This is a genomic window from Pseudoalteromonas sp. GW168-MNA-CIBAN-0100 (genome assembly GCF_040309225.1).
In the GTDB taxonomy this organism is placed as follows: Bacteria; Pseudomonadota; Gammaproteobacteria; order Enterobacterales; family Alteromonadaceae; genus Pseudoalteromonas; species Pseudoalteromonas arctica.
This window is the reverse complement of the sequence record NZ_JBEOOL010000027.1, coordinates 48,945-60,112: the sequence shown is the minus strand read 5'-3', so window position 1 is coordinate 60,112 and position 11,168 is coordinate 48,945. Positions and strand designations below refer to the sequence as shown.

The following is an 11,168-nucleotide window of genomic DNA, read 5'->3' as shown; positions in this document are numbered from 1 at the left end:
TTAACGCTCGCACCCTCCGTATTACCGCGGCTGCTGGCACGGAGTTAGCCGGTGCTTCTTCTGTCAGTAACGTCACAGCTAACGGGTATTAACCGTTAACCTTTCCTCCTGACTGAAAGTGCTTTACAACCCGAAGGCCTTCTTCACACACGCGGCATGGCTGCATCAGGCTTGCGCCCATTGTGCAATATTCCCCACTGCTGCCTCCCGTAGGAGTCTGGGCCGTGTCTCAGTCCCAGTGTGGCTGATCATCCTCTCAAACCAGCTAGGGATCGTCGCCTTGGTGAGCCATTACCTCACCAACTAGCTAATCCCACTTGGGCCAATCTAAAGGCGAGAGCCGAAGCCCCCTTTGGTCCGTAGACATTATGCGGTATTAGCAGTCGTTTCCAACTGTTGTCCCCCACCTCAAGGCATGTTCCCAAGCATTACTCACCCGTCCGCCGCTCGTCAGCAAAGTAGCAAGCTACTTTCTGTTACCGCTCGACTTGCATGTGTTAGGCCTGCCGCCAGCGTTCAATCTGAGCCATGATCAAACTCTTCAATTAAAAAGTTTTATGTCTTTCGACAGCTCAATGAATTCTGAATTTATTTTAATATCTTTCGATATTGAATTGACTGTGCCGAATAATTACCGAAATAACTATTCTGTTGGTCACTCAGTTTTCAATTGAGACTCTAATTTGTTTGCCTCGCTACCTAAGTAGGTTGGCTGTTAGAACTCAATCTGTACGAGTGCCCACACAGATGATTGCTTTATATTGTTAAAGAACGTTTTGAGTCGCTTTAGCGTCTCAAGGGATGCGAATAATACACCCTTTATTTTTCGAGTCAACACTTAGTTTTAAACTTTCTTTTTGGAAGATTTAAAACCGAAGTTTTATTTAACTCTCTGAGTAGTTCGTGCCTCGCTATGCTTCAGCGTTTCCCGTCTCAGTGGGGTCGCATTATAGGGAGAACAGATTTTTACGCAAGTACTTTTTTAAAGAAAAAGTAAAAAAAGATGCTGTTCGGTCAGTATCTGAACTAAACCCCCTAAAACTGATAGTTTTGTAACCAAACGGCGCCTTTTATGGTACAAAAATAACCTTGCTGATACACTCAAATACTAATAATCATGATCTAAAAGGTACTAACTATGGCAATTCGTTCTTATAAAGGTGTTACTCCTTCATTTAATTCGTCTGTTTATATTGATGAGTCATCGGTTTTGGTTGGTAACATTACTTTAGGTGATAATAGTAGTGTGTGGCCGTTAGTAGCTGCACGTGGTGATGTTAACTATATACGTATTGGTAAACGCTCCAATATACAAGATGGCAGTGTATTGCATTTATCTCGTGCAACTAAAAGCAATCCTGATGGTTACCCACTTATTATAGGTGACGATGTAACAGTTGGTCATAAGGTAATGCTGCACGGATGTATATTAGGAAACCGTATACTTGTAGGTATGGGCGCTATTATTATGGATAACGTGGTTGTTGAAGATGATGTAATTATAGGTGGCGGCTCTTTGGTACCACCAAACAAACGCTTAGAGTCTGGTTACTTATATGTAGGGAGTCCGGCTAAGCAAGCCCGCCCTCTAACGGAGCAAGAACTTGCCTTTTTAAAAATATCTGCCGATAACTATGTATCACTTAAAGATGAATACTTAGCTGAAATCGCTAACTTAAGTTAATAAGCTTACTTCAATTTGGCCTGCCGAGTTATAGCTCTCTTCTTCGATAAGCTCCTCGGCACGTTCTTCGTAATCAAAACGATACTTTTCAAAATACTCTGTTGCATGGCTTTCGTCTGTTAATTTAAGTGTATTTACTTCTATTACACACTCCACCAGCATGCCACTAACTTGTGCAAAAAATACTAACTGATGATCGGGCTCTCTAAACTCTAGCCTATCTATAAATTGTATTGCCTGATTCATTTAAGCGTTCCTTGTTTGAGCGCATCAACGACGGGAAGTATTTTTGGCATTTTATTACGCCATACATAATATGCTTGAGCAGCTTGGCCAACTAACATGCCACTGCCATCTAAAAGCTTAGCGTTAATATTATGCTGTGCAACCCAATTCATAAAAATGGTATTTTGCAGTGAATAAAACATGTCATAAGCGACTTCACAGTTAGTTATGTGTTTTTCATCAAGAGCTGGAAGCTCATTATTCATACTGCTAGATGTAGAGTTTATAATTAGTGAGTAATCGCTTACTGGTAAATCATCAAAGCCAAAGCCAGATACTGGTCCATATTGAGTAAACAGCTCTGCGAGTTCTTGGGCTTTTTGTGCTGTGCGATTAACTATTATTATTTCCTGAGGATTATGCTCTAACAAAGGTAAAATAACTCCTCGAGCGGCACCGCCCGCACCAATAATTAAAATGCGTTTATTAGTTATAGTAACTTTATTAGCGAGTAAATCATTTACAAAGCCCACACCATCGGTGTTATCACCGAGTAATGTGCCATCATCTCGTTTTTTTAATGTATTAACAGCCCCTACAATTTTAGCTAATGGCGTAAGCTCATCAGCCATTGCATAGGCTTGCTCTTTAAATGGCATTGTAACGTTAGCACCAACACCGCCTTGCTCAAAAAAAGACAATACTGTTTTTTCAAAGTTATCGATAGGTGCTAATATTGCGCGATAGTCGATTTGCTCACCCAGTGATACAGCAAATTGTTTATGTATCGCGGGGGATTTTGAATGTTTAATTGGATTTCCAAAAACCGCATATTTGTCCATTTTAAAGCAACCTCTTTGCAGCTATATACTGCCTATTAACGATGATAAGTAATATGATTAAACGACTTTTTTCTAAATCTAAGCCAGCTCCTGAGCAACAGGCTCCTACTCCTGAAAAAACACCGTATGAAATAATAGGTGGAGAGAAAGGGGCGCGTGCTATCTCCAATCGATTCTACGACATAATGGAGTCAGATGAATACGCTAAACCGTTATATGATATGCATCCTCTGCCATTAGATCGAATTCGCCAAGTATTTTTTGAATTTTTATCTGGTTGGTTAGGCGGGCCAAACCTATTTACTGAAAAACATGGCCAGCCAATGCTACGTAAAAGACATATGCCTTTTACTGTAGATAAAGCATTGCGCGATCAATGGATGTACTGCATGAATAAAACGCTGGATATAGAAATAGACAATCCGTTGTTACGTGAAGGCTTAAAGCAATCATTCTCTCAACTAGCAACGCATATGATCAATCAGCATTAAATTTGTATTTAGCCACAATGCAAAAAGGCGCTAATTAGCGCCCTTTTGATTACTGTGTAATTGTTATAGTTGCCACTCTCTGGCTATCAACTCACTTGGTTGACTAGTTAACCACTCTTGCGGGCGTAAGTAATACTGATATAGGTTAGCTTCTGGGCTACTTGGCTCTGGTTTATAGTTATATTCCCAGCGTGCAAGTGGTGGCATAGACATTAATATAGACTCAGTGCGCCCGCCACTTTGTAATCCAAATAAAGTGCCTCTATCCCATACTAAATTAAACTCGACATAACGTCCGCGACGATAAAGCTGAAAATCACGTTGTTGTTCTGTGTATTCGTCATTTTTGCGACGTTCAATAATAGGTAAATAGGCATCTAAAAAGCCATTACCCACCGATTGCATAAACGCAAAACTCTTTTCAAAACCAAGTTCGTTTAAATCGTCAAAAAACAAACCGCCTACTCCGCGAGTCTCATCTCTGTGCTTTAAATAAAAGTACTCGTCGCACCATGTTTTGTATTTTGGATAAACTTCACTACCAAATGGCGCACAAATGTCGTGAGCAACTTGATGCCAATGCTGTACGTCTTCTAATACTGGGTAAAAAGGAGTGAGATCAAACCCGCCACCAAACCACCATATTGGCTCTTCGCCTTCTTTTTCGGCTATAAAAAAGCGCACATTGGCATGACTTGTTGGTACGTGAGGGTTTTTAGGATGAATAACTAACGACACACCACATGCATGAAAGCTGCGTCCTGCAAGCTCTGGTCTGTGTGCTGTTGCAGAACCTGGCATTGAAGCGCCAAATACATGAGAGTAATTAACTCCGCCTTGCTCTATTACAGCGCCATTTGTGGTTACACGTGTACGACCACCACCGCCTTCTGCTCGCTGCCAGTTATCCTCTATAAATTTAGCACTGCCATCTGCAGCCTCCAAACCTTGGCAAATAGTGTCTTGCAAAGCCATAAAGTATGCTTTTACTTGATTTAATAATTCGCTTTGCATATTAACCTCTAAATATTTTGCCAGTCATGGCATCTTTTATTGTGCTTGGTTGAGTATTACCACCTAACGCCTCATCAACGTAAAAGCCAACTTGTTCTGTAAATTGCGCTTTAGCTTGCTCAATACTAATTACCGTTTCTTGACCGGTTAAGTTTGCACTGGTTGATACTAGTGGCTTACCAAACTCTTGGCACAAACGTTTTACTGTTGGATGGTTTGTTACTCTGACTGCAATGGTATCAAACTGCCCTGTGAGCCATTTAGGCGTGTTTTTAGATGCAGGCATAACCCATGTAATTGCAGCAGGCCAACTCGAAAAAATATCAGCTCGTTTATCCATTGGTATTTTTGCATCATCTACGTATTTTAATAATTGTCCGTAGTTATCAGCAATTAAAATAAGTCCTTTTTCAACCGGGCGCTGCTTAATAGCTAATAGTGCCTCAACGGCTTGTTGATTATCTGGATCACAACCTAAACCATATACAGCTTCTGTTGGGTATAAAATAACTTCGCCTTGCGTTAAGCATGTTATTGCAGTGGGCGTATTTGAAAGGTCTGACAAAGTAGTCTCCAGATATAATTAAACGTTATTCAGTTGGGGTGAGCTTATGCATGCAGCTTTTTTGTGGGCATTGCAATAATGTGCCGTTTGCCATATTTCTCTCTATGACTATGGGCCAGTTACATTCAGGACACGGGTGTTCAACAGGTTTATTATTAAGTGTGTATTTACAACTTGGATAGCAATCACAAGAATAAAATACTTTACCAAATTTATTACTGCGCGCGACTAAATGACCTTTTTTGCATTTAGGGCAACTTGGCAAAGTGTCTTCGCTTTGTTTTTCTTCATTTTCGTTAGCAATGTAATGACACTCTGGATAACCCGTACACCCAATAAACATACCGTAGCGCCCATTTTTAACCACCAGCGGTTTGCTGCACTGCGGGCATGCTGAATCTTCAAGAACTTTAATTTCGTTACTATCGTGATGTGCCAACGGCCTAATAAAATCGCATTTGGGATAACTTGCGCATCCTAAAAAAGGGCCTGATTTACTATTGCGGATCACTAACTCTGAACCACACTGTGGGCATATCTCGTATTCTTTTTCGAGGGCGTGCTTGTTCGCCGAGAAAAGCGAATGGTCGATTTTACTCATGGTGATCCTAATAGGTTGGTGAATTTTCGCCTAATATACCCAAACCACTTAAAGATACAAGCAATGCCGTGCTTATCCTTTTAAGTAATTTGAGTACAATTAAGATAATTATCTCTAATGAAGAAGTTCGCTGGGTTCATCAAAAATCAAATCTTCCATTTGCTCATATGCCTCTTCAGAGCCAGGAACGTTAAACAAGATCATAAGTACAATCCACTTTAAGTCTTCTAGGCTTATAGTTGGTTGATCGAGAGAGGCTAAACAGTCCATTACCATTTCACGTGTTACATTGTTAATTACGCCTATTTGCTCAATAAACATTAAAAAGCCACGGCACTCAGCACTGAGCCTTTGGCACTCGCTATCGGTAAATATACGCACTGCATCTTTAGGGTTAGCTATTAAATAAGGAGATTCGTCACTGTGTTGTAAATCAGCTAGTTGCTCTAACCAATCGAGTGCTTTAAATATCTCAGGCTTATTAAAGCCCGCACGCAGTAGCTCATCGGTTAACTCATTTTGCTCTGCAAATATATCCGCTTCGCTATGAATGTAATTTTCAAAAAGATATAAAAGAATATCAAACATATTACCTTCCTGCGCTCAACTTAATATAACCATCTAACACTCGCTCAATCTGATCGTCTAATTCTAAATCGAGCAACCTAGCGAGCACTTTGTCTATTGGCCACTGCGCACGACGTACAATGTCGTCTACGCTGGTGACTTCAAAGCCAATGCTATTTAAAACCTCGCATTGAGAATTTGCCTGAATAGGCTGCTCTTTGTTACATACATTATTGTCGTAAGTAAAACTCACCTCATCAAGAATGTCAGCCACGTTTTCTACCAGCTTAGCACCTTGCTTTATTAAAAAGTGACTTGCCTGCGCTAACGGGTTTTTAATAGAACCCGGTACTGCAAATACCTCTTTATTTTGTTCAAGCGCATAGCGTACTGTAATTAACGAACCACTTTTAATTTCAGCCTCAACAATAAGCACTCCCAACGATAACCCAGAAATAATACGATTTCGGCGCGGAAAGTTATGCGCATGAGCAGCTGCCCCTGGTAAAAACTCACTCACTAACAGGCCGCTTTCTAAAACTTGATCTGTTAATAGTTTATGGCGTTTAGGATAGTAAATATCAACCCCAGTACCAAGCACCGCTATGGTTTTACCCGTACCAGCAAGAGAGCCCTTATGTGCTGCTCCATCTATTCCCCGTGCCATACCTGAGGTAACTGTAATACCCGCTAAAGTTAACTCGTATGCAAATTCTGATGCTATTTCAAGCCCGGTAGGTGTGGCATTACGACTCCCTACAATTGCAATTTGTGGAGTAGATAATAACGAGACATCTCCCCTACAAAATAGTAATAAAGGCGCACTGGCAATCTGTCGGAGATCTTCTGGATAAAGCGCATCAAAAATACAGACAACCGTAATGTTGTGCAGCGTAATTAGTTGCTCATAATGGCTGACTTGTTGCCAATTGGTGTTGAGTAAATTACTCGCCTGATTAGCGGTTAATCCAAGCTGTAAAAGCTTGTCATGAGATAAGTCGAATAACGACCCAAGGGAATAGTTTGTAGATAGTGCTAAAAGGGTTTTGATACCCAACCCTTTACACATATAAAAGGCAAGCCAGTGGGCTAGCTTGCCAGATGACTGATCCATGCTCTCTCCTAGAGCACCGACTCGCTACTTCTTAATGAATAACTGCAATATCTCCAATGCGAATTGGGTGCTGGTTTTTAGTTATTAATGCATAACTTATTTTGTCATACACTTTAAAGACAATTAGCTCGCCAACTTTTTCTTTAGGCATAGTCCACGTTGTGCTCTCTTCGTCAGACTCACCACCAAATAATTGGCTCACATCAGATAAAAGCTTCTCGTATTTACTAGAATCTTCTGGATAACGAGGGCCACGAGGACCATCAATAACCGTTGGCGATTGACGTTCTAGATCTAATACATGACCCGCTTCTATGTTTTGTTCACTGCCTAAGTTTAGCACTACAACATCCATTGTGCTGAATTCTCTAACTTGTCGTGGGGAAGCAATAATATTCCCTGTTACAGGCTCAGAAGGACGGTGAATATTAAAGTACGCAGGAAGCATTTGACCTTCCATTGCCGGCATTAAAAAATCGCCTTGCTGAATTTCTCGTTTAACAGATTCAACACGTAATGACGAAGGCACGCCATTGTGTTCATCACCCGCTCTAAACGCACGTGCGATACCAACGTAAGATGCACGCGTTGCTAACACTTCACCGGTTAAATCGGTGTAAGGGTCACCTTTATGGTAAATGGCATATGCTTTATGTACTTGTAAGTCGCCTTTAACATATAAAATATGGCCTAACGTTTGTGTTTTAGTATTTTCGTTAGCACCTAAAATATAAGGTTTGCCTTTAATATCGTCACTGTTCATTGCTTGCTCGTAACTGATATAAGGTTTGATCATTTCAAGCGGCAAAGTAGTAATAGCATTACGCCCTTTTGGTGTAATACGACCCTGAGGAGATAGCTTTCTATATCCTTTATTAATCACTAAACGTGGGTTTCCATCTGCATCGTATATCAGCGCTAATGCATCACCGGGGTAAATTAGGTGCGGGTTGTCAATTTGTGGATTCATTTGCCAAAGTTCAGGCCATAGCCAAGGCTCATCTAAATAGATGCCAGAAATATCCCAAAGTGTATCGCCTTTTTTTACAACATACTGTTTTGGTGCATCTTTTTTTATTTTAAGCACGTCAGCAATTGCGGGAAACGCAGCACTTAACGTAAGCATGATTGCAAGTAATGGAGATTTCATTGAGCTTCCTTGTATTGTTTTTTCATTATTATTGCCCAAAACCTGTTAAAGGTGAACGCGAATGGCTAAAATAAGAGCATACAATACCCTAAATTAAGCACAAGTGAAAAAGGTAACTATGGCTAGGTTAGAAGTTTTAAGATTTCCAGATGAACGTTTACGTACTATAGCAAAAGATGTTGCACAAGTTGACGACACAGTACGCCAAATTGTAAAAGACATGCTAGAGACAATGTACGATGAAAATGGCATTGGACTTGCGGCCACGCAAGTAGATATTCATCAACGAATCGTTGTTATTGATGTATCAGAAGAGCGCGACGAGCCACTGGTATTAATTAATCCACAAATCATTAAAAAAGACGGCTCTACCGTTAGCGAAGAAGGCTGTTTATCAGTACCTAACTCGTATGCAAAAGTAGACCGCGCTGAAACAGTAACAGTCGCTGCACTTAACGAAAACGGTGAAGAGTTTGTACTAGATGCAGATGAATTACTGGCTATTTGTATTCAACACGAACTAGATCACCTTCAAGGTAAGCTGTTCATTGATTACTTATCTCCATTAAAGCGCCAACGTATTCGTAAAAAGCTTGAAAAAGAAGCTAAATTTGCAGATTAGTAATAAGTACCTTAGGAAAACTCAGTGACTCAACCATTACGCATTATATTTGCCGGTACGCCGGACTTTGCAGCACGTCATTTACAAGCGCTGATACAAAGCGAACACCAAATAGTGGGTGTATATAGCCAGCCAGATCGCCCTGCAGGTCGTGGTAAAAAATTAAAAGCCAGTGAAGTGAAAGAGCTAGCGCTTGAGCACAACTTACCGGTTTTTCAGCCACAGTCATTAAAAAATGATGTAGCACTAGCAGAGCTAACAAGCTTAAATGCCGACATTATGATTGTTGTAGCGTATGGCTTAATCTTACCTAAAGCTATATTAGAAGCCCCACGTTTGGGTTGTTTAAATGTGCATGGTTCTATATTACCGCGCTGGCGCGGCGCTGCACCTATTCAACGCGCAATTTGGGCAGGTGATGAACAAACCGGCGTAACAATAATGCAAATGGATGAAGGGCTAGATACCGGCGATATGCTACATATAAGTCGCTGCCCTATTAGCACGACAGAAACTAGCGCTAGTTTATATACAAAGCTTGCTGAGCTAGGTCCAGACGCGTTAATTGAAACCATTAATAAATTAGCGAATGGCGAGATCACCCCTGAACCTCAAAACGATGAACTTGCTAACTACGCTAAAAAGCTTTCTAAAGAGGAAGCTAATATCGATTGGTCAATGAGTGCACTGCAAATTGAGCGAAACATTCGCTCTTTTAATCCATGGCCAGTGTGCTTTACCCAAATGGGTGGGCAAACAGTAAAGATTTATCAAGCGCAGGTTGTGCTGCAATCAGGTGATCCTGGGCAAATTTTATCAAGCGATAAGAATGGCGTAGTAGTGGCGTGTGGCGAACACGCTTTATGTATTACGCAATTACAGCCGCAAGGTAAAAAACCAATGGCAATTAACGACTTTTTAAATGGTCGTAGTGACTGGGTTACCCCTGGCACAATATTAGGCGAAAACAATGAGTAATGTTCCAAACGTACGAGCGCTGGCCGCTGAAACTTTATATAACGTAGTTGATAAAGGCGCATCGCTTAATCAAGAACTTCCATTTGCAAGCCAAGGCTTGCCGCCTAAAGATAAAGCGTTGCTACAGCAAATTTGTTATGGCGTTTTACGCTACTTACCGAGCCTTGAAAATTACTGCCAACACTTAGTAGAGCAGCCATTAAAAGGTAAACGTAGAATATTTCAGTTTTTATTATATGTAGGTATTTATCAACTGCAGCATATGCGCGTACCACCACATGCTGCAATTTCAGAAACTGTAAACGCACTGGCTCAACTACGCGCTTTAGGATTAAAAGGGCTGATAAACGCCATTTTACGTAGTTTTCAGCGCCAACAAGCAGAGCTTGAAGAAAAAGCGAAGCTTATTCCGGTATGTTTATACAACCATCCAAATTGGTTTATTAAACAGGTGCAAACAGCCTACCCAGATAGCTGGGAAGCACTACTTGAAGAAAACCAGCAACAAGCACCAATGTGGCTTCGTGTAAATCAAGCACAATTTAGCACGCAAGAGTACAGCGAAATGCTTAGCGCTAACGATATTGAACACACCTTAAACCCTGACTTTATTGATGGGATTAAGCTTGCCAAACCACGTGATGTATTTTCGTTGCCTGAGTTTGATACAGGTGCATGTTCAGTACAAGATGCTGCAGCACAACTTGCAGCTCGCTTTTTAGAACCTAAAGCAGATGACTATATTTTAGATGCCTGTGCCGCCCCTGGCGGAAAAACGTGTCATATATTAGAGCTTGCTGATGCTGATGTACTTGCACTTGATAGCGACTCAACTCGCCTTGAACGCGTTAAGCAAAACTTAACTCGTATTGGCTTAGGTGCAGACCTTCAATGTGGCGATGCCTCACAACCACATACTTGGTGGGACGAAAAATTATTTGATCGTATTTTGCTTGATGTGCCTTGTTCAGCCACTGGCGTAATTCGCCGTCACCCTGATATAAAATGGTTACGTCGCGCATCAGATATCGAAGACTTATCTAAGTTACAAAACGATATTCTTGATAGCATTTGGCCACTGTTAAAACCAGGTGGCACATTGGTATATGCTACGTGTTCGGTTCTTCCACAAGAAAACCAACAGCAAGTTGCTAAGTTTTTAGCTAATAACGATGATGTAGAACATATACCTCTACACGAAAATGATACCGTAACAACTCCAGGTTTGCAGTTACTGCCCGGTGAAAGTGATGGATTTTATTACGCTAAGCTAGTTAAAAAAGCCTAATAGCCGTACACTAAATAGTTAGCCATT

General features: G+C 41.0%; 13 protein-coding genes and 1 rRNA gene. 5 read left to right on the top strand and 9 right to left on the bottom strand.

Annotated elements, in window-relative coordinates; genetic code table 11:
- A 16S ribosomal RNA gene (locus AAEY62_RS15820) occupies nt 1–548 on the bottom strand; the annotation flags it as partial.
- 590 nt (nt 549–1,138) lie between these two features.
- On the opposite strand from AAEY62_RS15820, the gene AAEY62_RS15815 reads away from it, so the two are divergent.
- On the top strand, nt 1,139–1,684 hold the full coding sequence (locus tag AAEY62_RS15815) for a gamma carbonic anhydrase family protein (protein ID WP_010555526.1): 546 nt from the start codon (nt 1,139–1,141) through the stop codon (nt 1,682–1,684).
- On the opposite strand, the gene AAEY62_RS15810 is transcribed toward AAEY62_RS15815, so the two are convergent.
- On the bottom strand, nt 1,676–1,930 hold the full coding sequence (locus tag AAEY62_RS15810; RefSeq protein ID WP_004335144.1) for a DUF1488 family protein: 255 nt from the start codon (nt 1,928–1,930) through the stop codon (nt 1,676–1,678). The genes AAEY62_RS15815 and AAEY62_RS15810 overlap by 9 nt on opposite strands.
- Nucleotides 1,927–2,751, bottom strand: coding sequence for a shikimate dehydrogenase (gene aroE / locus AAEY62_RS15805; protein WP_350635324.1), 825 nt, complete (start codon nt 2,749–2,751; stop codon nt 1,927–1,929). Before aroE ends, AAEY62_RS15810 begins: the two co-directional genes overlap by 4 nt.
- Nucleotides 2,752–2,804: 53 nt before the next feature.
- Between aroE and AAEY62_RS15800 the strand changes: the two genes are divergently transcribed.
- On the top strand, nt 2,805–3,242 hold the full coding sequence (locus tag AAEY62_RS15800) for a group II truncated hemoglobin (RefSeq protein ID WP_004335148.1): 438 nt from the start codon (nt 2,805–2,807) through the stop codon (nt 3,240–3,242).
- A gap of 63 nt (nt 3,243–3,305) precedes the next feature.
- Here the strand turns inward: AAEY62_RS15800 and hemF are convergent, their stop codons facing one another.
- From hemF to AAEY62_RS15770, 6 genes are all read right to left on the bottom strand, one after another.
- Nucleotides 3,306–4,256, bottom strand: coding sequence for an oxygen-dependent coproporphyrinogen oxidase (hemF, locus tag AAEY62_RS15795; RefSeq protein ID WP_350635322.1), 951 nt, complete (start codon nt 4,254–4,256; stop codon nt 3,306–3,308).
- Between the two features lies 1 nt (nt 4,257).
- Nucleotides 4,258–4,821 (bottom strand): L-threonylcarbamoyladenylate synthase type 1 TsaC, encoded by a 564-nt coding sequence (gene tsaC, locus AAEY62_RS15790; RefSeq protein WP_007584148.1) that lies wholly within the window; start codon nt 4,819–4,821, stop codon nt 4,258–4,260.
- 25 nt (nt 4,822–4,846) lie between these two features.
- Nucleotides 4,847–5,422, bottom strand: coding sequence for a DNA topoisomerase family protein (locus AAEY62_RS15785; protein WP_010555162.1), 576 nt, complete (start codon nt 5,420–5,422; stop codon nt 4,847–4,849).
- 114 nt (nt 5,423–5,536) lie between these two features.
- Complete coding sequence (locus AAEY62_RS15780; protein WP_350635319.1) at nt 5,537–6,010, bottom strand: DUF494 family protein; 474 nt, start codon at nt 6,008–6,010, stop codon at nt 5,537–5,539.
- A gap of 1 nt (nt 6,011) precedes the next feature.
- Nucleotides 6,012–7,103 carry a DNA-processing protein DprA gene (gene dprA, locus AAEY62_RS15775; protein WP_024607304.1) on the bottom strand — a complete coding sequence of 364 codons (1,092 nt, stop codon included), beginning with the start codon at nt 7,101–7,103 and terminating at the stop codon, nt 6,012–6,014.
- A 31-nt stretch (nt 7,104–7,134) separates the two neighbouring features.
- Nucleotides 7,135–8,253 carry a LysM peptidoglycan-binding domain-containing protein gene (locus tag AAEY62_RS15770; RefSeq protein WP_007584165.1) on the bottom strand — a complete coding sequence of 373 codons (1,119 nt, stop codon included), beginning with the start codon at nt 8,251–8,253 and terminating at the stop codon, nt 7,135–7,137.
- A gap of 118 nt (nt 8,254–8,371) precedes the next feature.
- Between AAEY62_RS15770 and def the strand changes: the two genes are divergently transcribed.
- From def to rsmB, 3 genes are read left to right on the top strand one after another with little or no spacing between them, the layout of a single operon-like run.
- Nucleotides 8,372–8,875 (top strand): peptide deformylase, encoded by a 504-nt coding sequence (gene def, locus AAEY62_RS15765; protein WP_007584168.1) that lies wholly within the window; start codon nt 8,372–8,374, stop codon nt 8,873–8,875.
- Between the two features lie 24 nt (nt 8,876–8,899).
- A complete protein-coding gene (gene fmt, locus AAEY62_RS15760) occupies nt 8,900–9,853 on the top strand; it encodes a methionyl-tRNA formyltransferase (RefSeq protein WP_350635317.1) in 954 nt (317 codons plus the stop codon).
- Nucleotides 9,846–11,141: a 16S rRNA (cytosine(967)-C(5))-methyltransferase RsmB gene (gene rsmB, locus AAEY62_RS15755; RefSeq protein WP_007584175.1), complete on the top strand. Its 1,296-nt coding sequence runs from the start codon at nt 9,846–9,848 to the stop codon at nt 11,139–11,141. The genes fmt and rsmB overlap by 8 nt, the downstream gene beginning before the upstream one ends.
- Nucleotides 11,142–11,168: the final 27 nt, after the last annotated feature.